Raw genomic sequence first — 22,073 nt, 5'->3', positions numbered from 1 at the left:
ATGCAAAAGCTCGACGCCATCACCCTTTCGGTCCTCCAGGCGGCGCTGCAGCAGGTCTGTGACGAGATGGACCTGACGTTTTCGCGCGCCGCTTTCTCGCCCGTCATCGCCGAGGCCAATGACCGCTCCGACGGCATCTATTCGGCAGTCGATGGTTCGCTGATCGCGCAAGGCAGCCAGGGCCTGCCGGTGTTCGTCGGCGTCATGCAGTATTCGACCAAAACGGTGATCGAGATGATCGCCGACGGACGCTGCCTGCCGCCCGAGCCGGGCGATATCTACATCGTCAACGATCCTTATCTCGGCGGCACCCATCTGATGGATGTGCGCTTCGCCATGCCGGTCTATCGCGACGGCAAGATATTCTGCTGGCTGTCGAACACCGGCCATTGGCCCGACATTGGCGGTTCGGTGCCGGGCGGCTTCTCCGCCTCGGCGACTGCGGTGGAGCAGGAAGGCTTGCGGCTGCCGCCGGTGAAATTGTTCAAGAAGGGCGTGCTCGACCCTGAGATCTACGCCATCATCTGCTCGAACATCAGGGTTGCCGACCAGCGCATCGGCGACATCCGCGCGCAAGCGGCAGCACTGCTGATCGGCCAGGACCGGCTCAACGGCATTTTGGATCGTTACGGAGACGAAACAGTCGTCGAAGCAATCGCCGAATTGCGCCGCCGGGCCGCTGAACAGATGCGTGCCAACATCGCGGCAATTCCCGATGGCATCTACCGGTCGCAGGCCTTCGTCGATTCCGATGGGGTGGTGAACGAGCCGCTGACCATTGCGCTTGCCGTCGAGAAAAAAGGCGACACGCTCCGCTTCGACTTCTCAGGCTCGTCAAAACCCTGCGCCGGGCCGATGAACAGCGTGCTGGCGACGACCTTGTCCTCGGTCTACCTCGCCATGCGCCACATTTTTCCGGACGTACCGATCAGCGCCGGCGCCTTCGAGCCGCTCATCGTCAAGCGGCCAGAAGGCACCTTCCTCGATGCCAAATATCCGCGGCCGGTATCGGGCTGCGCGGCCGAGGTTTCGCAGCGCATCGCCGAGGCGGTGTTCGCGGCCATGGTGCAGGCGCTGCCGGACAGGGTGACTGCGGCTCCCGCCGGCTCCAGCGGCAATTTCGCGCTCGGCGGCAACGATCCGCTCCGTGGCCGCGACTACGTCATGTACCAGATATCCGGCGGCGGCTATGGCGGCAATGCCGATCATGATGGCCTGACCAATGGCTGCTCGACCATCGGCATTTCCAAATCGCCGCCGGTCGAGATCATGGAACAGGCTTTCCCTGTGCTCTATCGCCACTATGCGTTGCGCGAAGGCTCGGGCGGCGCCGGCAAGCATCGCGGCGGTTTTGGCCTCGCCTATGAGGTCGAGATCCTGCGTGGCGACGCCCGCGCCTCCTTCGTCATGGACCATGGCCGTTTCGGCCCGCAAGGCGCGCTCGGCGGCAAGGACGGCGCGGTCAACACGGTGACCGTGTTCCGCGACGGTGAGGCCCATGTGCCGCCGCACCTCTCCAAGGAACAGGACATCGCGCTGAAGGCCGGCGACCGCGTGCGAGTTGGCACGCCGGGCGGCGGCGGCTACGGCAATCCCTGGCAGCGTGATCCGGAATTGGTCGCTCGGGATATCGCCCTAGGCTATTACACACCCGCAGAAGCCGGCGAAAAGTTCGGCGTCGCGCTGTCGGCGAACGGGTTGGCGATTGACCGGGCAGCGACCGAAAAGAAGCGCGCCGGCTGACGATGCTGGCCAGCATCTCCGCTGTGCCACGCTCAGTTCCGATGATCCAGCCTCGCGACCAGCCGGTCGCCGGCCCACTGGATGCCGCAGACCAGGACGATCAGGACGATGACCACGGCGATCATGACTGACGTTTCGAAGCGCTGGTAACCGTATCGGATGGCGAGGTCGCCCAGCCCGCCGGCGCCGATGGCGCCGGCCATGGCCGAGGCGCCGATAAGCGTCACCAGCGTCACCGTGAAGCCGGCGACGATGCCGGGCAGCGCTTCCGGCACCAGCACCTCGCGGATGATCGTCCAGCGGTTGCCGCCCATGGCGCGCGCCGCTTCGATCAGCCCGTGGTCGACCTCGCGCAGCGACACTTCGGCGATCCGGGCATAGTAGGGCGTGGCCGCGATCGACAGCGGCACGATGGCGGCCCATGTGCCGATCGAGGTGCCGACGATCAGCCGCGTCACCGGGATCAGCGCAACCAGCAGGATGATGAAAGGCACCGAGCGGAAACCGTTGATGACCGCGCCGAGCGCACGGTTCACCCACAGGTTTTCGGCGATGCCGCCGCGGTCGGTGGCGACCAGCGCCAGGCCGAGCGGCAGCCCGAAAACCAGCGAGATGAGGCCGGAGGCGGCCGTCATCAGGATCGTTTCCCAGATGGATCGAAGCAGGAGTTCAAACAGAATTGGCGACATGGCCAAGCACCTCCACCCGCGCATTGCGGGCTTTCAAGAACGCGATCACCTGTGCCAGGTGAGCTTCATTGCTACCGGCGACCGCGACGAACAGCGTCCCGACAGGCTGCTGCTGGACGTGATCGATGCCTCCATGAACGAGGCGGAACGAGCCGGGAACTGCCGAGGCAAGATCGGACAAAAGCGGGCTTCGCGCGGCCTCACCCGCCACGTCGATCCTGAGGATCGCCTCCACGCCGGCGTTCTGCGTTAGCCGGCTTGCGATCTCCGCCGGCAATTGCGGCCTGATGCCGCCGAGCAGGCTTTGTGTGATCGCCGACTTCGGATCGGCAAACACCGACCACACCGGCCCTTGCTCGACGATTCGTCCGGCGTCGATCACCGCGACCCGGTCGGCGATCGAACGGATCACCTCCATCTCATGGGTGATGAGCAGGATGGTCAGGCCGAGCTGCCGGTTGATGTCTCTGAGCAAGGCAAGGATGGAGCGCGTTGTCTCCGGGTCCAACGCCGAGGTCGCTTCGTCCGACAGCAGCAGCGCTGGGCGCGCCGCAAGCGCCCGGGCAATGCCGACGCGCTGTTTCTGTCCGCCCGACAGCGACGCCGGATAGGCTTTCGCCTTCTCCGACAGGCCGACGAGCTCGAGCAGCTCGGCAGCGCGCGCCAGGCGTTCGGCCCTGGGCCGGCCTTCGATCTTGAGCGGCAGCGCTACATTGTCTTCGACCGTCTTGGCGGACAGCAGGTTGAAATGCTGGAAAATCATGCCGATACGCCGGCGCAGCGGCTGCAATTCGCGCTCGCCGAGCCGGCTGATGTCGCGGCCTTCGATGAAGACCTGTCCTGTATCCGGCCGCTCCAGGCCGTTTAGGCAGCGTATCAGCGTCGACTTGCCGGCGCCGCTCCGGCCGATGATGCCGAGGATCTCGCCCTGGCGCACGCTGAGCGATACGCCGTCCAGCGCCGCTGTTGCGCCGAAGCGGCGCTTCAGCTCGATGAGGCGTACGACATCGTGCGGTCCCGCGGAACGGCTGCCGACGGGATGCATGACTTCGGTGACCGGGGCGAAATGCTGGTTCATGAAAGTTCCTGTATTGGTGTCCCGCAAAACGCGATCGCGGTCCGCGTTGGAGCGCGGACCGCTTTATCATGCCGGGCTTCAGCGCCAAGTCGAGCTCGGTGTCAATAGGCGCTGATGCCGGTTCCCTTGTAGACCCGGTCGAATTCGGCCTTCACCTTTTCGTTCTGGTAGGAGGCGACCAATGTCTTTACCCAGGGCTGGTTTTCATTGCCGGCCTTGACCGCGATGAAGTTGCGGTAGGGATTGTCGGCCACCGCCTCCTGGGCGATGCGGTTCTCCGGTGTGAGGCCGCTTTTAAGCGCCCAATCCGTGTTGACCACGGCCCCGTCGAGATCTTCCACCGAGCGCCCGACAATGCCAGCGTCGAGCTCCTTGACGACCAATTTCTTCGGGTTTTCGGCAATGTCGGTCGTCGTAGCCAGAATGCCGGTTCCTTCCCTGAGCTTGATCAGACCTTCGCTCTGCAGGACACGCAGCGCGCGCCCTTCATTGGACGGATCGTTCGGCACGCCGACGACGGCGCCTTCGGGCAAGTCGCCAATCTTCGCGTACTTCTTGGAATAGAGGCCGATCGGCCAGACCCCGGTATAGCCGACCGGGACGATGTGATAGCCCTGCGTCTTGATCTGGTTGTCGAGATAGGGCTTGTGCTGGAAGGCGTTGGCGTCGATTTCGCCACGCTCGAGTGCTTCATTCGGCTGGGTGTAGTCGTTGAACACCACGGTCTCGATCGTCAGCCCCCTCTCCGCCGCCTGGGCGGTCACGACCCGCCACACATCCTCGTCCTCGCCGCTCATGATGCCGACCTTGACCGCCGTCTTGTCTTCGGCGAACGACGGCGCAGCAAGGCCGACAATCGCAACCGCCGACGCGAAAAGTACAGCCAGACCGGCGCGCCGGTTTATAGTTGCTGAGAAGAATGGAAGCAAAGTGTTGATAGTCCCAGGCATGGTCAATCCCATCGGTTTTGAAATCATTGCGGCCAAGCGGAATGCGAAGCCTTGCGGGCATCATCGGAAATGCTGATCGCCAGATCAAAGAACGGTATTTCCCGCCAAATGAGGAGCCTGGAATATTCTGTCAAAGTTTCTGGCCTAGCGAGCACAGGACGCTGCCGCCTAGCGCGCTGACTCCGCTATGAGGCCCGCCGTGCGTCGGAACGGCGGGCCTTTCTGCGTCCGAATGCCCAGGCACGGGCACCAGTTTGGGATGTCGACAATGCAGGACGCGCCGCATGTCCCTTCAAAAAACGACGCGCATTGCTCACTGGATGACCTTCACGATCCTGCGTGTGCCCGGATCGACCAGGACGGTCTGGTTGTCGACGACGACATAGCGGTATTTGACGTCGGGAACCTCATGAAGCTCGACGGTATCGGGCACGGTCGAGCCGACATTGAGCTCCACGCCGGGAAGCTGGACGGACGCCAGAGGCTGCTTTTTCACATACTCGCGTACGATCGTCTCCTGCTGCGGTTCGATGACCACGTCCTGAGCGGCAGCGGCGCCAATACCCGCAAGCAGCAAGAACCCAGCCGCGGCTGCCGAAAGATGCATGCTCATGATTGTCTCCTTTCGTGGTGGGCCACCTCTGCGCTGCGCCGCGTCATGCTGTTCGCAGCGGGGTCGCTATAGGCGGGTAACGTCATCAGGTGGAGCTTGTTCCGCCGCTCGGATCGCTTGCCGTTTCGCTCCATTGGTTTGGAACAAAATTTTTTAGCCGCAGTTTTACGCGGTGAAGGGACGCATTTTCCAAGGAGATCTCTCATGAAAGGCGTTCTGATCACCAGCTTGCTAGCAATCAGCGTCAGCTGCGGAGCTGCACTTGCCCAGACGCAGCAGTCGACCGACGACCAGTCCGGCGCCAATTGCGCAGCCGGCGCTGCCAATTGCCAGAATGGCGCCAAGATGGACGAGCAGGCTCAGGGCAAGGCCGGCGCTGCGACTGATCAACAGGCGCAGGGCAAACCGAAGCTGAAGACCGACGAGCAAGCCCAAGGCAAGGCCGGCGCCACGACCGACCAGCAGGCCACGGGCAACACCAAGATGAAGACCGAGGAACAGGCCCAAGGCAAAACCGGAACCACCACTACCGAGCAGGCCCAAGGCAACACGAAAATGAAGACCGAGGAGCAGGCTCAGGGCAAGACTGGGACCACGACCACCGAGCAGACTCAGGGCAATGCTTCTACGCAGACGCAGGACCAGAGTTCGACCGCTTCCATCAGCAATGTGACCGTTGAACAGAAAACCCAGATCACTCAGGTCATCAAGGAGACCAACGTCCAACCCGTTTCCAGCGTCGATTTCGACATCTCTGTCGGCATCGAGGTTCCGCGGAAGAAGGTCCGGCTGCATCGTCTGCCGGCGCGCATCGTCAAGATCGTTCCGGCTTACGAAGGCTATGAGTATTTCGTGCTCGCCGATGGTCGGATCGTCATCGTCGACCCGAATACCTACAAGATCGTGATTATCCTGACCTAGTCGCGGCCAGACGGTTTGATTGAACCAAAGGGTCCGTCGCGCAGGTCGCGTGGCGGCCCTTTCCGCATCGCTCCGCGTCTGCTGCAAATCGCAGATCACGGTCCGTCCTCGGGGCGAGGAGTGAGCACGGTGTGATCGATGGTGTCGGGCAGGCATGGACTGGGCACGCAGCTTGTTCGGACTGACGCGGTGGTCATGCCCTCGATATCCGTAACTAGCACCATTCTCGCGTAGTGCCGCGGCCACAGCGGCTCTCCAAACAGGACGAAGACGCCGCCAATCATCAAGGCCAGCAACATGAGTGCCGTAACATTTGCAAATATCTCGCCGTAGCGCATGAAGGCAGCCTGTCCCGTTCGGAAAGCGATTTCAGCCTGTGACAGCGGCGACCAGGATGGCGCCGAAACCCAGCGCTAATGCCCTTGGCGCCTCGCGAATGCCGCCTTCCATTGGATACTCCCCGGAATAAGCCAGGTGAATAACGGCACTCTCGGTGCTTTGTTCCGGGCCGGACGACAGCCGCTTCATTCATGCCGGGGCGTTTCCGTTGGCAAGACCGCAGGCGGTCTTCGCCCTCATTGATGCGCAGCAGCGAGATCCTTCACGTGACGTTCGTGCATTTGCAGCACCGGCAGCGTCTTCTTGGCAAACTCCTTCATCGCCGGATCGTCGCCGGAATTTGAGTAAGCGGAAAACAGCGCCACCGCTTCCTTATGCGCCTGGGTCTGCATGTCGATATATTTCGATTGGAAGCTGTCCCCGCTGGCCTCCTTGAGTTGGTCGAGCAACGCCTGGTGCTTGGTGTCCAGCGGCGGGCCGGCCGGCGTGGTGGCCGAAGTTGTCTGACCTTTGCTGAGCGCCGCCTTGAAGTCCTCGCCGGCCTTGGTGTGGTCCGTGACCATTTGCGCCGCGAAGGCCTTCACATCGTCGGCCGTCGCCTGCTTCTGTGCAAGTCGGCTCGACTCGATTTCAAATGTATTGGCGATGGGCACCGTCTTCACGAACGTCGCCGTGTCAACCTTGCTCATGGTGTCGGTCGTCAGAGGTGTCAGCGTCGCCGATTGGGCAAAAGCAGCCAAAGGCGCGCCGGCCATCAGCGCTGCCGCAGTGATGGATAGAAGTGTTTTCATGGAAGTTCTCCGAGGCTGATGTCATCCCTCCGATGGCTCAACGCGGAAGCTGCGGCGAGGTTGCCTGGTCGCGGCGGCCAGAGCCGCTGCGACGCCAAACAATGGTTTGGAAAGGCAAAACAAAGGACGCCGGCCGCGTCGCGCAAAGTGCAACGCAAGCCGCGAGATCGTACGGAATCGTACAAGCTCTTTCGCTTTGCCGCAGTCTTGCTATCGTTGGCTGGGAGAGATGGGTGGAGGCTTCCGTGGGGCAGATCAGGTCGCCGCTAGGAATCGGTATTGATACCGACGCTGCCGTTCACACCATCATGGCCGACTACCATTCCGGCGACATTCTCTCGACCACCGTCGTCATAGCCGATTTGCGCAGACGCTTTCCTTGGTGCCGGCAAACCGACGAGGAGCTGGTTGGCTTCATCGTTCGGGCGCTGGACGGTCGGGAGATCGCCGTCAGCTTCGACCACCGCGGCCGTTAGGCGGCTGATTCATGGCAAACTGACGAGGCTGCGGAGCGCACGCTCCGCAGCCTCGTCAGGCTATGATCACAGGGCGTTTACTTGCCGCAGTGGTTATCGTTCACCGTCGGCGCCATCGTTCCCGGAGCCTTGCCGGTCGCATCGGGCAGAGCCCCCTGCGGGCCCGGCGGGCAATTCCGGTCGGCATTCGAATTCGTCGTTGAGAAATCGCGAATGCTGTTGGTGATGGTCGAATCCGTGCCGGTGTCAGGGCCGCCATTATCCGGGACTACGACCGTCCGCCCGCTGCCGTCGGCAGCGGCTCCGGAGGGGTCGCCGACGTTCTGGGCCATCGCTGACGTGGCCAGACCGATCGTAAGCGCCGAAGCTGCGAGAATTTTCGTGAGCATGATGCTTCTCCTTTTTACGAGGGTCGTCGCGTTGCGACTACGAAAACAACCGTTCGGGCGGGCGAAGGTTCCGACAAATTTCCTATGAATTCAGCATGTTCTCAGGTGTTCAAGGTGGCCGGCGCGCCATTGCACAGCCCGGCGTTTTCCTCGCTGCATGAGCGTGCGCCTTGCTGTCCCGCCGGAACAGGAATGCTCCTTGCGAGTTCATACCTTTGTACAATGCGAACGCGCTGATGCGAATGGCGGCAGCGCAAACAAGGAGAGCAGACATCATGGGCCTTGGAACCATTCTCATCATCATCTTGGTCCTTGCCTTGCTTGGCGGCTTCAGCGGCTTGGGCGGCGGACCGTTCTACGGCACCGGCTATTACGGTGGCGGTGGCCTCGGCCTGGTGCTGCTCATCGTCATCATCTTGGTCGTGCTTGGGCGCATTTAGCGTCACGCTCACGACAAAACGCCTGCCGCCGGGTAATAAGCGGCGGGCGTTTTGTCGTGAATAGACGAAAAGTCTCTAGGACTCTGGCTAAAAAGGCCGACCTGGCGTCGGACCCTTCGACACCGAGGACCCCGCCATAGCAGCAGCTTTAGTGTTGGCGATCGGCGGCCAGTGCTTCCTTTAGATCGGCGCTTAGCACGCCCTCGTTGAACAGCGACATGATACGGGCGGCCAACCGCTCGCGGACCGGACTGTCGTCCGCAACACCCAACTCGCGGCAGCAGTCGTCGAGCGCTTTTCTCAGCACGCTCAGTTCGGCTGGAGTTGCTGCACCATGCATCGACATGCCATCCTCCCTGAAAAGGGCGAAAGCGCGAAGCGTCTTTCAAGCATCCACTCGCCATGCCTGTGTGGATGACTCAAATTCAATTAGCGCCGCTTGCCTCCAAACTCAATGTACGGAAATTACCGAGCGGACAGATCGGGAACGACTGCCTTTCACCTGCATTATTGTAGTGATCCAAGCCACCCTCATTTGGATCACTGGGCGTAGCCCACGACGCCCGAATGGAGCCCGTTGCATCCCTCGCGACGGGCTCTTTCGCGCCCGACATTTTTGATTTATCGATTTCGTACCAAGCACCTTTGGTACGTTTTCAACTCTAACTTTCAGTCAGATGTTTTCGTAGGCAAGCGGCAGGAGAAACTGCCGTGCATCGAATTCATTTATTTAGTAGGCTCCATACCTTTCAGCGCTTATATAAGCCGTATCGTCAGCAGGTTATACCGGGCGCGGACGGCTGGGAGATCAAAAAGCTCTTGCCCTGTTTTGGGCCCAGCTATGTCCAATCAAAATCTATTCAAAAACAAGCTGTTGCGCCGGATGAGCGCCGGCGATTTTGCATTTCTCGAGCCGCACATCGAGCGCTGTTCGCTGGAGTTGCGGCAATCGCTCGAAGTATCCGGATCACCGATCGAGGCCATCTATTTCGTCGAGGACGGCATTGGTTCAGTGGTTGCGAAAATGCCGAATGGCAGCGATGCGGAAGTTGGCCTCATTGGCTTGGAAGGTATGACCGGCTCGGCCTTGGTGATGGGCGACGACCGCATGGTCCATGATTGCTATGTGCAGCTGGCGGGAGAAGCCGCCAGGATAGATGCCGAGCCATTCAAGGCAGCGCTGACGCAAAGCCCGACATTGCGGCTGTTTTTGTTGCGCTACGTGCAGTGTCTGCATATCCAGACCGGCTACACCGCGCTGGTCAACGCGCGATCGAAGCTTGAAGACCGGCTGGCGCGCTGGCTGCTCATGTGTGACGATCGGGTGGCCGGCGACCGGCTGACGATCACCCACGAATTCCTGTCGATCATGCTCGGCGTAAGACGTCCGGGCGTCACGGTCGCGCTCCAGCTGCTTGAGGGCCGAGGGCTCATCCGGTCCCGCCGCGGCGAAATCATTATCCGCGACCGCGATGGTCTCGTTTCGCTAGCGGATGGCGGCTACGGCCTGGCCGAGGCCGAATATATCCGCCTGGTCGGACATACCGGCGAGCGCTGAGTGCTTTTCTCGCCTGTTGCTACCGCAGGTCGAGGCCCCTTGCGATACGACACAAGTGCCGTCGGAAAAATTTTCAAAGCTCCTGAACCGTCAGGGAACTTGTTTCCCATCGGAGGGTTATCGGACGCCTCTACTTTGCGAGGCTGCCACCAACTCCCGGGAGACGACCATGCCGACTACGAAAAAGGCCGCGAAGGCGGCAAGCAAGGGCCTCGAGGACCTGTTCCTCGACGGGCTCAAAGACCTCTACTACGCCGAGAAGAAGATACTGAAAGCGTTGCCCAAAATGGCCAAGGGCGCGGAGTCGGAAGAAGTGACTGCCGCCTTCGAGAAACACCACATGGAAACCGAAGGACATGTCGATCGCCTGGAGGAGGTGTTCGAGAAATTCGGCAAGCCGGCCCGCGGCAAGACCTGTCCAGCGATTGACGGCATCATCGAAGAGGGCTCGGAAGTGCTCGAGGAGTATAACGGTGCTCCTGCGCTCGACGCCGGGCTTGTCGGCGCGGCGCAGGCCGTCGAGCATTACGAGATCGCTCGTTACGGCACTTTGATCGCATGGGCGGAAGAACTCGGCAAGAGCGACGTTGTCGAACTGCTCAGGGCAACACTCAAGGAAGAGGTCGCGACCGACGAAGCGCTTTCCAAGCTCGGCGAAAGCGGTGTCAACGAACGCGCAATGCAAGAAGCCGCTTGATTTTCAGACTGCATCCCGAGCCTCGGCAATGGATTGCCGAGGCTCGGCTAGTGCGGCGAACCAGTGAATTCTGCATCGGTTCCGTCGTAGGCGGCAGAACGGAACACCAAGAGCGCCTTGAAGCGTTGCCTCCGGCGGGACTTACTCCATCTGCTCGAACGTACATTGCCGGGGCTCCTTGTCCGGCCGCCAGCGCAACAGCTTCGTTCCGTGCCGGAACCGGTCGCCTGTCACATGGTCGAAACGAACCTCGACCACCAGTTCAGGCTTTATCGGTTCCCATTGTGCGCTGCGCTCCGTGCTCCAGCGGCTTGGCCCGCCCGGCGCCTCGCCGGTGAAACCCGGTTTGGCCCGCAGTTTTTCCAGCCGTCTGGTCAGCGCCGCCCTGTCGTCCTTGCCGATGGTCGAGGTGAATCCGACATGGTCCAACCTGCCTTCGTTATTGTAGAGGCCAAGCAGCAGGGATCCGACTTCGTTGCTGCCGGCGAGATAGCGAAAGCCGCCGACCACGCAATCCGCAGTGCGCAGCCGCTTGACCTTGACCATGGCGCGCTCGCCGGGCTGGTATGGCTCGGCGATCAGTTTTGCAACAACACCGTCGGTCGAGCCATGGCCGGCGCCTTGCAGCCAGCGCTCGGCGGTAGCGGCATCGTGCGTGCATTTGGACAGGCGCAGTTCGCGCCGTCCCGCCGACGCGACAAAGGCCTCGATCGCCCGTCTCCTGTCGGTGAGGGGTTGTTCGATGATAATCTTGCCGCCGGGTTCGGCCAGCATATCGAACAGGACCAGCATGGCAGGCGTCTCCAGGCTCAACTTGCGGATCCTGCTTTCGGCTGGATGAAGGCGCATTTGCAGGGCCTCGAACGAGGACGATCCGTCGACCTCGATGACGATCTCGCCGTCGGCAACAAACCGTCGCGACCTCACATCGCGCAGCACCGCGATCAGTTCGGGAAAATAGCGGCCAAGCGGCTTGCCCGATTTTGCACGCAGATCGACGGCATCGTCACCCTTGAACACGAGGCACCGAAACCCGTCCCATTTCGGTTCGTACTGCCAAAGCCCGTCGCCGCCAGGAATTGCGTCGGCGGCTTTGGCTTCCATCGGACGAAGGTCGAGCGGCAACGGAAATGCGGTCATGGCTGGTCCGCGCCGCCGCTGAGGCATTCGCTACCGCCGTCGGCCATTCCCCTGGGCCCTGCTTTGCCGCCTCGCCACCTTGCGGCCGGTCTGGTCGGGCGCAGGCGACAGCGGATCGACTTCGTCGGACCCGCCGATCTCCTTGGTAATGCGATAGGCCAGATAAGCGACGGCTCCGGCAACCAGCAAGCGGACCATGTTTGAAAATCCTTCGTTGGCGTGAACCCACCAACCCCGGGCCGAAGGTTTTGTTCCGTCGCTGCCCATAGCCGAGGTGAATCGTCGGCTGCGCAACCAAAACCTAAGCGCATCGTTTGTTGCTTATCGACGAAAAGAATTTGCGATGAAGACGCTGTTACCCTTGTTCGCTTTGACCCTGGCGCCAATCCAGGCCAGCAGCGCTTGGCCTGACGGGTGACCGCGATGCTCCTCGTTGTTCCGGTTTGGCAAGACATCGCGGCACGGCTGCTTCTGACCGCGCTCGCAGGCCTTTTGATAGGCCTCAACAGGGAGGCGCGCGGGCACGCGGCGGGGCTACGCACCACCGTGCTGGTGGGATTGGCCGCCGCCATCACAATGATCCAGGCCAGTATTCTGCTGGAGACCGTTGGCAAGCACCCGGATTCGTTTGCATCGATGGACGTCCTGCGCTTTCCGCTGGGCGTGTTGACCGGCGTCGGCTTTATCGGCGGTGGCGCCATTCTTCGCCGCGGCAATCTTGTCAGCGGGGTCACCACAGCGGCCACGTTGTGGGTGATGACGGCGATCGGATTGGCTTTCGGTGGTGGCCAATACGGCTTGGGCGCGGCCGGCACGGCGCTGACGCTGGCCACTTTGCTGGTCCTGAAATGGGTGGACCTTCGAATGTCGCGCGAACACCATGCCCAGTTGGCACTGACGTGGAAGGCCGCGGCTCGACAGGAGCTCGATGCGCTCATCGGGCCGCTTGGCTACCAGGCACGCCTCGTCGCAATAGAGAGGCGCCCAGATCTCAAGGACCCTGTGTTCTCGTTCGAGATCAGTTGGAGGCGGCCCGACACTGGCGCACCGCCAATGGATCTGCTGGCATCGGTGGGCGAGCATTGCGAGATCCAGAAGTTTGATCTCCTCAGCGAGCCTGCCCGGTAGAGCGGTTCATCGTTTCACGGAAACGCCGAACCGCTCTATCGCTTTGTTTCTGCGCAATTCCGGACGGAAAACCGTTTCACACTTTTCCTGGAACAGCTCTAGCGGCTCGCAACGATCGCGGCCTGAATCAGGCCATCGCTTCTTCGCGGCACTTTCGATACCTATCTGTCGAGGCAGGACTCAAGGAGCAAGCAAAAGAGCGTGGCACAGCGATCGGGAAGTGCTGACCTTCCACTTCACGGCGGGCGCGTGCCGAAATGGCTCGGCGACCGCATGACGCGGCTTGGCGCGGTCATGTGCGAGGCGATCATCCACCATTACGGCCGCGATGAATTGCTGCGCCGGCTGGCGCATCCGTTCTGGTTCCAGTCTTTTGGCGCCGTGATGGGGATGGACTGGCACTCCTCCGGCATCACCACCAGCGTCGTCGGTGCCTTGAAGCGCGGCCTGTCGCCGCTTTCCAGCGAGCTCGGCATTCACGTTTGCGGCGGCCGCGGCGCGCATTCGCGCAAGACCCCGCACGAGCTTGCCCTGATCGGCGAGCGTGTCGGCCTCGACGGGCAGGGCCTGGCGACTGCCAGCCGGCTTGTCGCCAAGGTGGACAGCGCCGCGGTCCAGGACGGTTTCGATCTCTATCTGCACGGCTTCATCGTCACCGATGACGGCAAGTGGGTGGTGGTGCAGCAAGGCATGAACGGCGACAGCAAGGTGGCGCGCCGCTATCACTGGCTGTCGGAGGGCCTGAAGAGCTTTGTCGACCAGCCGCATGCCGCCATCGAAGGCGCCAACCAGGGCGAGATCGTCAACCTGACCGACCGCCGCGCCGAAGCGTCGCGCCAGGGACAACTGGACCTTCTGCACGATCTTGGACCGGATCGCATCGTGAGGGAGCTTGCCGCTTTGGAGCGGGGTTCGGCGCCAGTGCCGGAGCCGGCACAGAAGCTGCTGCCGCATCTGGTGATGCCGGCGCACCACGATGTACGCGAAAGCGATGTCGTCATGCGCCGCCTGCACGGCAACATCGCGGCGGCGGCCGAGCGCGGCCCGGCGGATTTCGCCGGCCTTCTCCTGGTGCCCAATGTCGGCGCGCGCACGGTGCGGGCGCTGGCGCTGGTCGCCGAAGTCGTGCATGGCGCGCCATGCCGTTTTTCCGATCCAGGACGTTTCTCGCTGGCGCATGGCGGCAAGGACAGGCATCCGTTCCCTGTGCCGTTGAAGGTCTATGACGAGACGATCGGCGTGCTGAAGTCGGCTGTCCAGAAGGCCAGGCTCGGCCGTGAGGAAGAGGTCGGCGCCTTGCGGCGGCTGGACGACCAGTCGCGGCAAGTCGAGCGCTATGCCACCGGGCCGAGCCTGAAGGAAATCGTCGCCGGGGAGTTCGAGCAATCGCATCTGCTCGGCGGCCGCAGCGTCTTCGGTTGGGAAGTCGCCCCCGAAACGACCGCAGTTAAATCAACGAAGTGATCGGCTCGGATCAAGCCTCCAGGTCGATCAACGCGACACCGAGCTCGGGACGGTGCCTGCGGCGCAGATGTCCAGGCGTTTCCACCAGCGTGACCTCGAGCGTCGGGCGAACGATGGCGTCCAGCAGATGGCCGCCCCTTGTGCTGCCGTCGCTCAATCCGAGCACGGCATGGACGTGCAGGCTGGGCTTGCCGTCGTCGCCGATGGCAACATCGCCAATCGCGCTCAGCACCTCGCACTGTTCCCGGATGGGAATTTTCCGGTAGGTCCTTTCCCTAGGGTCGAACCAGCCGACAGTTGCCCTTTCGAAAGCGCCGAGCGCGCTCAGCGACGCGCTGCCAACGCCGTGGTCGGCCGCAAACGAGGTCAGCTGCGCAAACGCCTCTTCGCCGGGATCAAGCACAACGACGAACGTTCTTTGGCCGGCGCTTTCGGCAACAATCTGTGACTTCATGATCTCGCTCCAGACGCCATTTCGGTTCTGTCCGATCGGGGTTGAACGGCAAGCCGGCTCGAGAGTTCCCCGGCACGGTTCGGATGAACATAGGATCACAGCCACGTGAGGCGGAGGAACCTTGCCTTGCGTGACTGGTTCGGCCGGCTTGAGACCCAGCCAGCCGGGAGCCAGCCATGTCCGAAACCCCTCTTGCCAGCCTGAGCCGACGCAGTTTCATGACCGGATCCGTTTGGGCGGCTGCGGCAGGGCCGCTCATGGCCACGTCGGCAAAAGCCGCCGCCCCGCAACCTGCCGCTTCGGCCGAGCCGCGCGATCTGTCGGCGATTTCACTGCGCATCAACAAGCAGCCCTACAATCTCGCCCTCGACAATCGCACCAGCCTGCTCGACGCGCTGCGCGACCATGTCGGCCTGACGGGTACCAAGAAAGGCTGCGACCATGGCCAGTGCGGGGCCTGCACCGTTCTTGTCGACGGCAAGCGGGTGCTGTCGTGCCTGAGCTTCGCCGTGATGAACAAGGGCCATGAGATCACCACGGTGGAAGGGCTCGCTTCCGCCGACGGCAATCTGCATCCGATGCAGCAGGCCTTCATCGACAATGACGCCTTCCAATGCGGGTACTGCACGCCCGGCCAGATCATGTCCGCCATCGGTTGCATCAACGAAGGCCATGCCGGCTCCGAGGACGATATCCGCGAGTATATGAGCGGTAATCTCTGCCGCTGCGCTGCCTACCCCAACATAGTCGCGGCCATCGTGCAGGCCCGGGACGAAACAAGGAAAGCCTGAGATGCGCCCCTTCGTTTACGAGAGACCGGCCAGCGTGTCCGCGGCGGCCGCCATTGCTTCCCGTTTTGCCGCAGAGGGTGTTCCGCCGACCGAGGCCGCCGCGCAATTCATCGCCGGCGGCACCAATCTGGCCGACTACATGAAGCTTGGCGTGGCCCGGCCGGAACGGCTGGTCGATCTCAATGGTCTCGGTGACAGGGCCCTGCGGCAGATCGAGGTCGGCGACGACAGCATCCGCTTCGGCGCGCTGGTCCGCATGGGCGAGGCTGCTGACACAGGCGAGATCAAGCGCCTTTGCCCGATGCTTGCCGAAAGCCTGAAGTTCGCCGCCAGCGGCCAGATCCGCAACATGGCGAGCCTGGCCGGCAATGTGTTGCAGCGGACGCGGTGCGAGTATTTTCGCGAGACCTCCTGGCCATGCAACAAGCGCGAGCCGGGCTCCGGCTGCGCGGCCATGGAAGGCTTCAACCGGCAACATGCGGTCCTTGGCACCAGCAACGCCTGCATCGCCACCTACCACGGCGATTTCGCCCAAGCGCTGATCGCGCTCGGCGCGACGGTCGAGGTGGAGGCAAGGCGCGGTATGCGCAAGATAGCGTTTTCGAGGCTACATCGCCTGCCGGGAGATACGCCCAACGTTGAGACCGAACTGGCCTCCGACGAGGTGATCACGGCCATCGAGGTGCCGCTTGGCGCCTGGAGCCGCCGCTCACGCTACCTGAAGATCCGCGACCGCGAGTCCTATGCGTTCGCGCTGGCCTCGGCGGCCGTGGCTCTGGATATGGACGGCGACACCGTCAGCCAGGCGCGCATTGCGCTTGGCGGCGTGGCAACCGTGCCATGGCGGGCCAAGGCGGCCGAGGAAGCACTGAGCGGCAAGGCACTCGACGATGAGGCGGCCGAAGCTGCCGCCGAAGCCGCGTTCGCCGAGGCGAAACCGCGCGAACACAATGCGTTCAAGATACCGCTCGGCAAGCGCACGCTTGTGCGGGCACTGCTCGAAACGCGCGACATGAAGGTCTGACCCATGAACCAAGCTGCTCCCGCGCCGAAAGAGAACATGGGAAATCCCGTTCCGCGCATCGATGCCCGCCTGAAGGTCACCGGACAGGCCGGCTATTCGGCTGATCTTCCAACCGCCAATATGGCCTATGGCGCACTTGCTACCAGCAGCATCGCCAAGGGCAGCATCACCGCCGTCCGGCTCGAAAGGGCGCGTAAGGTGCCCGGCGTTCTCGATATCGTCAGCGTCGGCGACATGGACGGCATCGACAAGCCGAAATTCGGCAACACCGGTGCAAGTTCGATCGCGCCGCTGCATGACAAGGCCATTTTCCACGACGGCCAGATCATCGCGCTGGTGGTGGCTGAAACATTCGAGGCGGCCGAGGAAGCCGCGGCGCTGATCCGCGCCGACTACGCCGAAGAGACGCCCAGCGCCGGCTTCGATTCCAGGGGAACGGAGATGGAGCCGGCCGCCGGCAAGAGTCCGTTGTTCAAGGAGGACGTCAAAGCCGGCGACTTCGATGCTGCCTATGCCGCAGCCGCAGTGAAGATCGACGAGAAATATTCGACGCCGACCCAGCACCACAACCCGATCGAGCTGTTCTCGACGACGGCGGTCTGGCAGGGCGATCAGCTCACGGTCTATGAACCGAGCCAGAACGTCACCGGCTGGAAGGCCGAGCTCGCCCGGCAGTTGAAGATCGATCCGGCCAATGTGCGGATCGTCAGTCCCTATGTCGGCGGCGCCTTCGGCTCCAAGGGGCCGATGACGGCCCGCACGGCGATCGTTGCCGTTGCGGCCCGCCGCGTCGGCCGGCCGGTGCGCTGCGTCGTCAGCCGCATTCAGGCGTACGGCACGCAGACCTACAGGGCGGAGACCCGGCACCGCATCCGCATCGGCGCAAACCAGGACGGCCGCATCACCGCCTTTGCACACGAAGGCTGGGAAGTCACGTCGCGGCCCGATCCCTATGTCGTCGGTGGCACTTCGGCCACCGGACGCATGTACGATTACGGCTCGGTGCTGACCCACGTCTCGCTGGTGCATGCCGACCGCAATACGCCTGGCTACATGCGTTCGCCGCCGGAGACGCCCTATGTCTATGCGCTGGAAAATGCCATGGACGAGATGGCGGTGGCGCTCGGCATGGACCCGGTCGAGTTCCGCCGCGTCAACGAGCCGCAGAAGGAGCCGATCGGCGGCAAGCCCTTCTCCAGCCGCTCGCTCGTGAAATGCTACGACCAGGCCGCCGAGGCCTTCGGCTGGTCCAAGCGCGAGGCCGCGGTTGGCTCGATGCGTGACGGCGACTGGCTGGTCGGCATGGGCTGCGCCACCGCAATCTATCCGACGGCGGCTGCGCCATGCGCCGCCCGCGTCCGCCTGACCACTGACGGCGAGGTTCGCGTCCAATGCGGCTCGCATGAGATCGGCACCGGCGTGCGCACGGTGGCAGCGCAGATGGCAGCCGAACGGCTCGGGATAGAAATGGACAAGGTCAGCGTCGAAATGGGCGACAGCGCCTTGCCGCCGGCACCGGTGTCCGGCGGGTCGATTTCGACGGCAAGCGTGTGCTCGGCGGTGCTGAAGGCCTGCGATGCCGTCCGCGCAAAGCTCTTCGCCGCGGCCGTCGCCGAAGCCGGGCCGCTGGCCGGGTCCGGCAACGCCAAGCTTGAAATGAGCCAAGAGAAAATCGTCGCGGACAACGGCAAATCGGCCAAGCTGTCGGATGTTTTCAAGACGATGCAGATCGGTGCGATCGAGGAATATGCCGAATTCGCGCCAAAGGGATCGTCACCGGAGGCGCTGAAGAAGCTCTATGCCGGGCAATCGGAGTTCCACGGCGGCGACCAGGACAAGGATTCGGTGAAATACGCCTTTGGCGCGGAATTCGTCGAGGTGCGCATCAACAGCCATACGCGCGAGATCCGCGTCCCGCGCATCGTCGGCGCCTTTGCCGCCGGGCGCATCATGAACACCCGCACCGCTCGCAGCCAGCTGATGGGCGGCATGATCTGGGGCATCGGCCAAGCCTTGCACGAGGCGACGGAAATCGACAAGCGTCATGCGCGCTACGTCAATCGCGACCTGCAGGACTATCTCGTGCCGGTCAACGCCGACGTGAAGCAGCTGGAAGTGATACTGGTTCCGGAGATTGACCACGAGGTGAACCCGGCCGGCGTCAAGGGTTTGGGCGAACTCGGCAATGTCGGGACCGCCGCGGCGGTCGCGAGCGCGGTCTACCACGCCACCGGCAAGCGCATTCGCGACCTGCCGATCAGGATCGATCACCTGATCGTCTGACCTCTCCAACTCAGCCCGGCTTCGGACCGGCTAGGCGCAGTTTGCATCTATTCCTTCGGCGCGGTGGCGGGCGCGGTATAGCGGCGGCGCACTGCGTCCAGGACGTGGTTGCGGCTCTCCTGCGCCGAAAGTGTGTCGTCTTTCTCCGCTTCGGCGGTTTCGCGCGCCAGCTCCTTATCCCTGATCTGGTGGCGAAACCATTTGGAATAGTCGCCGGCGCGCAAATGATGTTCCCAGGTCTTATCGTCAATGCCCTCGGCGATCTGGGCGAAAATCATCAGATTATGGGCGCGCAGGTTCATCGCATGGTCGGGGCCGCGGAAATAGAAGCTGCCCTTCTCGTCGAGCTGGCCCTCGGCATATTTGCGGCTATGGCGCTTGAGCGACTGCCGCGGCTCGATCGGCTCGACCATGGCAGGTTTCTTGTGCGCCTGCGGCCGCCAGAACAGCACGTGCTCGTCTTTTGGAGAGCTCAGATCCTTGTCCTTTGGCGGTTCGGTGCCGGTCTCGCGACAGAACGTCTTGACGACCTTTTTCGCCTTGGGGCCGAGTGCGATGACGGCGGTGACCAGCCGCAATGCTTCGGTTGAGATCGCATCCGGATGAACGGTGATCAGGATCGTGCCCGGCAATTCCATCGCCAGAACCATTGGCGTGTCGTCGCGCCGCTTCGGCAAGAGGTGATGCGCCTCATCGATGATCAGCCAGTGTGGTCGCGCGGTGCGGAAGCGAACACCGCCAAGGCCCGGCAGCAGGTCGGCAAAGAAGTCCGGCCGCTCGTTGACGCGCAGCGCCAGGCCGTTGACGACCAGATTGTTGTCCGGCTTCTCCAGGAGATCGAGCAACTGCGTCTTCGTCGGCGCGTTCGAGCCGTCGCCCAGCCGGACGGCGCCCTCGAGGCCATCGTAGTCGCCTTCCGGATCGAAGATGCAGAACTGGAACTTTCTCTCGACAAAACGCTCCGTCAATGCGGTCGCCAAGGTCGATTTGCCGATGCCCGAGCTGCCGGCGATCAGCACCGTATCGGTTGGCGACAGATACACCTCCTTGCCATCGTCCGAGCCAAGCAGAATGCCATCGCGGCTTGGCACAAGCTCGCGATCGCGCTCGACCACCTTGGCGATCAGTTCCTCGACGCCTTTTCCGCGCGCGCCTCGTGTCACGAGATCCGCCGTATCCTTGACTGCCGGCAGTGCGTTGTCGACGGCGACGCTGAAGCCGCAGGCGCGCAGGAAGGCGTGGTCGTTTTCGGCGTCGCCGACACCGACGACGTTGTGCGGCGACAATCTGAGGTCCTGAAGCGCGGCTGTCAGCCCGGTCGCCTTGTTGATGCCGCTGGGCAGGATCATCACCGCGCCCTTGTTGAAGATGATTTCCAGCTCCAGCCCCAATTTCTTGATGACCTCGAGCGCGGTAACCTGATGCGGTTCCCAGGTGGCGACGATCGAGCGTCCGACCGAAAGCGGTTTGACACCGTGTTTCCTGAGTTTGGCGATGAACTCGGGGGCGGGCGGCGGAGATATCGTCCGCTCCTCCTCGCTGGCCGGCGTGTAGATCAGCGCCCCGTTTTCCGCGACCACCTTGTCGAAGATCGCGACTTCGGGAAAGACGCGTTTCAGGTCGGGCAGCTCGCGCCCGGTGACGAGAATGAGCTTGCGGCCGCTCTTCTTGAAGCGTTGAAGCGCCGCAAGTGTCTTTTCGGCGACAATCCCTTCATGCGCCAGCGTGCCGTCGTAGTCGGTGGCCAAGGCTATGAAATACATGTCGTCAGTAGCCGCCGACGATTGGCAATATCTCGCCGGTGATGTAGCTCGAGCAGTGCGGCGAGGCGAGGAACACATACGCTGGCGCGATCTCTTCCGGTTGTGCCGGTCGTTTCATCGGTGTGTCGGCGCCAAATTTCGAAACATCGCCGGCTTCCTTGTCCGAGGGGTTGAGCGGCGTCCAAACCGGGCCTGGTGCCACGGCGTTGACCCTTATGCCCTTGTCGACAAGGTTGCCCGAGAGCGCGCGGGTGAAGGCATGAATGCCGCCCTTGGTCATGGAGTAATCGACCAGTTGCTTCGATCCCTCGATGCCGGTCACTGAACCGGTGTTGATGATCGCCGAACCGGGTTTCATGTGCGGAACGGCCTCCTGCGCCATGTGGAAATAGCCGTAGAGGTTGGTCTTCAGCGTGGTGTCGAAATGCTCCTCGGTCAGCTCGCTGAAATCGCTGGAATGGACCTGGAAAGCGGCGTTGTTGACCAGCACGTCGATCCGCCCAAACTGCTGCACGATCTCAGCCACCGCGTTGTGGCAGTGGCCGCGTTCGCTGACATCGGCCTTGATCAGGATGCATCGCCGGCCTTCGGTTTCGACGGCCCTTTTGGTCTCTTCGGCGTCCTTGTCCTCCGACAGATAGACGATCGCCACATCGGCGCCTTCACGTGCATAGAGCACGGCCACCGCGCGGCCGATGCCTGAATCGCCGCCGGTAATGACGGCCACTTTGCCGTCGAGCTTTTTCGATCCGATATAAAATGGCGCATCGTAAAGCGGCGCCGGCTCGATCGCCCATTCATGCCCCGGCTTCGGCTGGTGCTGCTCGGGGAAGGGCGGCTCGGGATATTTGCGGGCACCGGCCTGCATGGCGCCTTTTGGCTTGCCCTTGGACTTGGACTTGTCCTTCTCGTCGATACGGCGCTGGATGTGCCGTTGCTTGGCGGCCTCGCCGGCGATTTCCGATTTCATCTGCATGGTCATCTCCCTGGCTTGAAACCCAACAACGCACGTCCGGCGAAAAGGTTTATGCGACCACTTCATTCCTTCAGCCCGGCGACCCGCTCCAGCAGTGGCCGTTGCAGCCGCGGTAGATGGCCGACGACGCTGAAGGCCGCGTTCCTGAAGCTTTGCATGATGCCATTGTCCGACCGGGCCATTGACAGGATGCGCTCGCTGAGGGTGATCCACCGTCGCCCTATCGGGTGGCGTTCGCTTGTGTAGCCGGCCAGCGTGCCTTCGACGAAACGCCTGGCGAATGATGCGGCGAGATTCATGCCGCGCGCGCCCAGCGGCGAATGGGATGGAGGTCGGGGATGGTCATGATGGTTGTCCGGGTGAAAC

At 62.6% G+C, this 22,073-nt stretch carries 25 protein-coding genes; 11 read left to right on the top strand and 14 right to left on the bottom strand.

Features of this window, described 5'->3' with window-relative positions:
- Positions 1-1,743 (top strand): hydantoinase B/oxoprolinase family protein, encoded by a 1,743-nt coding sequence (locus tag NKJ93_RS26395; RefSeq protein WP_352495105.1) that lies wholly within the window; start codon positions 1-3, stop codon positions 1,741-1,743.
- Positions 1,744-1,775: 32 nt separating this feature from the next.
- On the opposite strand, the gene NKJ93_RS26390 is transcribed toward NKJ93_RS26395, so the two are convergent.
- The 4 genes from NKJ93_RS26390 to NKJ93_RS26375 form a co-directional block, all read right to left on the bottom strand.
- Positions 1,776-2,432 carry a methionine ABC transporter permease gene (locus tag NKJ93_RS26390; RefSeq protein ID WP_023720558.1) on the bottom strand — a complete coding sequence of 219 codons (657 nt, stop codon included), beginning with the start codon at positions 2,430-2,432 and terminating at the stop codon, positions 1,776-1,778.
- On the bottom strand, positions 2,413-3,477 hold the full coding sequence (locus NKJ93_RS26385) for a methionine ABC transporter ATP-binding protein (RefSeq protein ID WP_156948146.1): 1,065 nt from the start codon (positions 3,475-3,477) through the stop codon (positions 2,413-2,415). The genes NKJ93_RS26390 and NKJ93_RS26385 overlap by 20 nt, the downstream gene beginning before the upstream one ends.
- A gap of 134 nt (positions 3,478-3,611) precedes the next feature.
- On the bottom strand, positions 3,612-4,460 hold the full coding sequence (locus NKJ93_RS26380; protein WP_352481419.1) for a MetQ/NlpA family lipoprotein: 849 nt from the start codon (positions 4,458-4,460) through the stop codon (positions 3,612-3,614).
- A 313-nt stretch (positions 4,461-4,773) separates the two neighbouring features.
- Entirely contained in the window at positions 4,774-5,073 is a 300-nt protein-coding gene (locus tag NKJ93_RS26375; protein WP_023720555.1) for a DUF1236 domain-containing protein, read from the bottom strand.
- 96 nt (positions 5,074-5,169) lie between these two features.
- Between NKJ93_RS26375 and NKJ93_RS26370 the strand changes: the two genes are divergently transcribed.
- Positions 5,170-5,994 carry a DUF1236 domain-containing protein gene (locus NKJ93_RS26370; RefSeq protein ID WP_502896335.1) on the top strand — a complete coding sequence of 275 codons (825 nt, stop codon included), beginning with the start codon at positions 5,170-5,172 and terminating at the stop codon, positions 5,992-5,994.
- A 95-nt stretch (positions 5,995-6,089) separates the two neighbouring features.
- Here the strand turns inward: NKJ93_RS26370 and NKJ93_RS26365 are convergent, their stop codons facing one another.
- Entirely contained in the window at positions 6,090-6,332 is a 243-nt protein-coding gene (locus NKJ93_RS26365; RefSeq protein ID WP_023720552.1) for a hypothetical protein, read from the bottom strand.
- 237 nt (positions 6,333-6,569) lie between these two features.
- A complete protein-coding gene (locus NKJ93_RS26360; RefSeq protein WP_245278645.1) occupies positions 6,570-7,088 on the bottom strand; it encodes a DUF4142 domain-containing protein in 519 nt (172 codons plus the stop codon).
- 281 nt (positions 7,089-7,369) lie between these two features.
- Between NKJ93_RS26360 and NKJ93_RS26355 the strand changes: the two genes are divergently transcribed.
- Positions 7,370-7,600, top strand: a complete 231-nt coding sequence (locus tag NKJ93_RS26355) for a hypothetical protein (RefSeq protein WP_156948137.1) — start codon at positions 7,370-7,372, stop codon at positions 7,598-7,600.
- Between the two features lie 77 nt (positions 7,601-7,677).
- Here the strand turns inward: NKJ93_RS26355 and NKJ93_RS26350 are convergent, their stop codons facing one another.
- Positions 7,678-7,989, bottom strand: a complete 312-nt coding sequence (locus tag NKJ93_RS26350; RefSeq protein ID WP_023720549.1) for a hypothetical protein — start codon at positions 7,987-7,989, stop codon at positions 7,678-7,680.
- Between the two features lie 275 nt (positions 7,990-8,264).
- Here NKJ93_RS26350 and NKJ93_RS26345 point away from each other — a divergent pair, with 275 nt between their 5' ends.
- Positions 8,265-8,429: a DUF3309 family protein gene (locus NKJ93_RS26345; protein WP_023720548.1), complete on the top strand. Its 165-nt coding sequence runs from the start codon at positions 8,265-8,267 to the stop codon at positions 8,427-8,429.
- 148 nt (positions 8,430-8,577) lie between these two features.
- Here NKJ93_RS26345 and NKJ93_RS26340 read toward each other — a convergent pair whose 3' ends face one another.
- Complete coding sequence (locus tag NKJ93_RS26340; RefSeq protein WP_023720547.1) at positions 8,578-8,775, bottom strand: hypothetical protein; 198 nt, start codon at positions 8,773-8,775, stop codon at positions 8,578-8,580.
- Positions 8,776-9,270: 495 nt separating this feature from the next.
- Here NKJ93_RS26340 and NKJ93_RS26335 point away from each other — a divergent pair, with 495 nt between their 5' ends.
- Together NKJ93_RS26335 and NKJ93_RS26330 are read left to right on the top strand one after the other, a co-directional pair.
- Positions 9,271-9,987, top strand: coding sequence for a Crp/Fnr family transcriptional regulator (locus NKJ93_RS26335; RefSeq protein ID WP_352548102.1), 717 nt, complete (start codon positions 9,271-9,273; stop codon positions 9,985-9,987).
- Positions 9,988-10,156: 169 nt separating this feature from the next.
- Positions 10,157-10,684: a YciE/YciF ferroxidase family protein gene (locus tag NKJ93_RS26330; protein WP_023720545.1), complete on the top strand. Its 528-nt coding sequence runs from the start codon at positions 10,157-10,159 to the stop codon at positions 10,682-10,684.
- Between the two features lie 141 nt (positions 10,685-10,825).
- On the opposite strand, the gene NKJ93_RS26325 is transcribed toward NKJ93_RS26330, so the two are convergent.
- Positions 10,826-11,824, bottom strand: coding sequence for an ATP-dependent DNA ligase (locus NKJ93_RS26325; RefSeq protein ID WP_023720544.1), 999 nt, complete (start codon positions 11,822-11,824; stop codon positions 10,826-10,828).
- A gap of 30 nt (positions 11,825-11,854) precedes the next feature.
- On the bottom strand, positions 11,855-12,022 hold the full coding sequence (locus NKJ93_RS26320; RefSeq protein WP_023720543.1) for a hypothetical protein: 168 nt from the start codon (positions 12,020-12,022) through the stop codon (positions 11,855-11,857).
- A 225-nt stretch (positions 12,023-12,247) separates the two neighbouring features.
- Here NKJ93_RS26320 and NKJ93_RS26315 point away from each other — a divergent pair, with 225 nt between their 5' ends.
- Both NKJ93_RS26315 and NKJ93_RS26310 read left to right on the top strand, forming a co-directional pair.
- Entirely contained in the window at positions 12,248-12,952 is a 705-nt protein-coding gene (locus tag NKJ93_RS26315) for an MgtC/SapB family protein (protein ID WP_031194456.1), read from the top strand.
- A 201-nt stretch (positions 12,953-13,153) separates the two neighbouring features.
- Complete coding sequence (locus NKJ93_RS26310; RefSeq protein ID WP_352481422.1) at positions 13,154-14,416, top strand: DUF763 domain-containing protein; 1,263 nt, start codon at positions 13,154-13,156, stop codon at positions 14,414-14,416.
- A 10-nt stretch (positions 14,417-14,426) separates the two neighbouring features.
- Here NKJ93_RS26310 and NKJ93_RS26305 read toward each other — a convergent pair whose 3' ends face one another.
- On the bottom strand, positions 14,427-14,870 hold the full coding sequence (locus tag NKJ93_RS26305; RefSeq protein ID WP_352481423.1) for a PPC domain-containing DNA-binding protein: 444 nt from the start codon (positions 14,868-14,870) through the stop codon (positions 14,427-14,429).
- 176 nt (positions 14,871-15,046) lie between these two features.
- Here NKJ93_RS26305 and NKJ93_RS26300 point away from each other — a divergent pair, with 176 nt between their 5' ends.
- The 3 genes from NKJ93_RS26300 to NKJ93_RS26290 are packed head-to-tail and all read left to right on the top strand — an operon-like array spanning position 15,047 to position 18,968.
- Complete coding sequence (locus NKJ93_RS26300; RefSeq protein ID WP_352591982.1) at positions 15,047-15,661, top strand: (2Fe-2S)-binding protein; 615 nt, start codon at positions 15,047-15,049, stop codon at positions 15,659-15,661.
- 1 nt (position 15,662) lies between these two features.
- Positions 15,663-16,685 (top strand): FAD binding domain-containing protein, encoded by a 1,023-nt coding sequence (locus NKJ93_RS26295; protein WP_352481425.1) that lies wholly within the window; start codon positions 15,663-15,665, stop codon positions 16,683-16,685.
- A 3-nt stretch (positions 16,686-16,688) separates the two neighbouring features.
- Positions 16,689-18,968, top strand: a complete 2,280-nt coding sequence (locus NKJ93_RS26290) for a xanthine dehydrogenase family protein molybdopterin-binding subunit (protein ID WP_352591979.1) — start codon at positions 16,689-16,691, stop codon at positions 18,966-18,968.
- Positions 18,969-19,015: 47 nt separating this feature from the next.
- On the opposite strand, the gene NKJ93_RS26285 is transcribed toward NKJ93_RS26290, so the two are convergent.
- From NKJ93_RS26285 to NKJ93_RS26275, 3 genes are all read right to left on the bottom strand, one after another.
- Positions 19,016-20,731: an HAD family hydrolase gene (locus tag NKJ93_RS26285; RefSeq protein WP_023720538.1), complete on the bottom strand. Its 1,716-nt coding sequence runs from the start codon at positions 20,729-20,731 to the stop codon at positions 19,016-19,018.
- A gap of 4 nt (positions 20,732-20,735) precedes the next feature.
- Complete coding sequence (locus tag NKJ93_RS26280; protein WP_352481428.1) at positions 20,736-21,707, bottom strand: SDR family oxidoreductase; 972 nt, start codon at positions 21,705-21,707, stop codon at positions 20,736-20,738.
- A gap of 62 nt (positions 21,708-21,769) precedes the next feature.
- Positions 21,770-22,006, bottom strand: coding sequence for an FAD-dependent monooxygenase family protein (locus NKJ93_RS26275; RefSeq protein ID WP_352548013.1), 237 nt, complete (start codon positions 22,004-22,006; stop codon positions 21,770-21,772).
- Positions 22,007-22,073 lie beyond the last annotated feature (67 nt).

Origin of the sequence: Mesorhizobium sp. M0028 (assembly GCF_040323855.1) — a bacterium.
GTDB lineage: Bacteria > Pseudomonadota > Alphaproteobacteria > Rhizobiales > Rhizobiaceae > Mesorhizobium.
The sequence above is the reverse complement of the archived record's forward strand: the minus strand, read 5'-3'. Positions and strand labels throughout refer to the sequence as shown.

What these genes read in the sequence shown, in the direction of transcription:
- NKJ93_RS26290 (WP_352591979.1), top strand. Translation starts at nt 16,689, where the DNA reads ATGAACCAAGCTGCTCCCGCGCCGAAAGAGAACATGGGAAATCCCGTT.
- NKJ93_RS26390 (WP_023720558.1), bottom strand. Translation starts at nt 2,432, where the DNA reads ATGTCGCCAATTCTGTTTGAACTCCTGCTTCGATCCATCTGGGAAACG.
- NKJ93_RS26395 (WP_352495105.1), top strand. Translation starts at nt 1, where the DNA reads ATGCAAAAGCTCGACGCCATCACCCTTTCGGTCCTCCAGGCGGCGCTG.
- NKJ93_RS26285 (WP_023720538.1), bottom strand. Translation starts at nt 20,731, where the DNA reads ATGTATTTCATAGCCTTGGCCACCGACTACGACGGCACGCTGGCGCAT.
- NKJ93_RS26280 (WP_352481428.1), bottom strand. Translation starts at nt 21,707, where the DNA reads ATGCAGATGAAATCGGAAATCGCCGGCGAGGCCGCCAAGCAACGGCAC.
- NKJ93_RS26365 (WP_023720552.1), bottom strand. Translation starts at nt 6,332, where the DNA reads ATGCGCTACGGCGAGATATTTGCAAATGTTACGGCACTCATGTTGCTG.
- NKJ93_RS26320 (WP_023720543.1), bottom strand. Translation starts at nt 12,022, where the DNA reads ATGGTCCGCTTGCTGGTTGCCGGAGCCGTCGCTTATCTGGCCTATCGC.
- NKJ93_RS26295 (WP_352481425.1), top strand. Translation starts at nt 15,663, where the DNA reads ATGCGCCCCTTCGTTTACGAGAGACCGGCCAGCGTGTCCGCGGCGGCC.
- NKJ93_RS26360 (WP_245278645.1), bottom strand. Translation starts at nt 7,088, where the DNA reads ATGGCCGGCGCGCCTTTGGCTGCTTTTGCCCAATCGGCGACGCTGACA.
- NKJ93_RS26300 (WP_352591982.1), top strand. Translation starts at nt 15,047, where the DNA reads ATGTCCGAAACCCCTCTTGCCAGCCTGAGCCGACGCAGTTTCATGACC.
- NKJ93_RS26330 (WP_023720545.1), top strand. Translation starts at nt 10,157, where the DNA reads ATGCCGACTACGAAAAAGGCCGCGAAGGCGGCAAGCAAGGGCCTCGAG.
- NKJ93_RS26375 (WP_023720555.1), bottom strand. Translation starts at nt 5,073, where the DNA reads ATGAGCATGCATCTTTCGGCAGCCGCGGCTGGGTTCTTGCTGCTTGCG.
- NKJ93_RS26325 (WP_023720544.1), bottom strand. Translation starts at nt 11,824, where the DNA reads ATGACCGCATTTCCGTTGCCGCTCGACCTTCGTCCGATGGAAGCCAAA.
- NKJ93_RS26305 (WP_352481423.1), bottom strand. Translation starts at nt 14,870, where the DNA reads ATGAAGTCACAGATTGTTGCCGAAAGCGCCGGCCAAAGAACGTTCGTC.
- NKJ93_RS26345 (WP_023720548.1), top strand. Translation starts at nt 8,265, where the DNA reads ATGGGCCTTGGAACCATTCTCATCATCATCTTGGTCCTTGCCTTGCTT.
- NKJ93_RS26340 (WP_023720547.1), bottom strand. Translation starts at nt 8,775, where the DNA reads ATGTCGATGCATGGTGCAGCAACTCCAGCCGAACTGAGCGTGCTGAGA.
- NKJ93_RS26350 (WP_023720549.1), bottom strand. Translation starts at nt 7,989, where the DNA reads ATGCTCACGAAAATTCTCGCAGCTTCGGCGCTTACGATCGGTCTGGCC.
- NKJ93_RS26380 (WP_352481419.1), bottom strand. Translation starts at nt 4,460, where the DNA reads ATGCCTGGGACTATCAACACTTTGCTTCCATTCTTCTCAGCAACTATA.
- NKJ93_RS26275 (WP_352548013.1), bottom strand. Translation starts at nt 22,006, where the DNA reads ATGAATCTCGCCGCATCATTCGCCAGGCGTTTCGTCGAAGGCACGCTG.
- NKJ93_RS26385 (WP_156948146.1), bottom strand. Translation starts at nt 3,477, where the DNA reads ATGCATCCCGTCGGCAGCCGTTCCGCGGGACCGCACGATGTCGTACGC.
- NKJ93_RS26335 (WP_352548102.1), top strand. Translation starts at nt 9,271, where the DNA reads ATGTCCAATCAAAATCTATTCAAAAACAAGCTGTTGCGCCGGATGAGC.
- NKJ93_RS26315 (WP_031194456.1), top strand. Translation starts at nt 12,248, where the DNA reads ATGCTCCTCGTTGTTCCGGTTTGGCAAGACATCGCGGCACGGCTGCTT.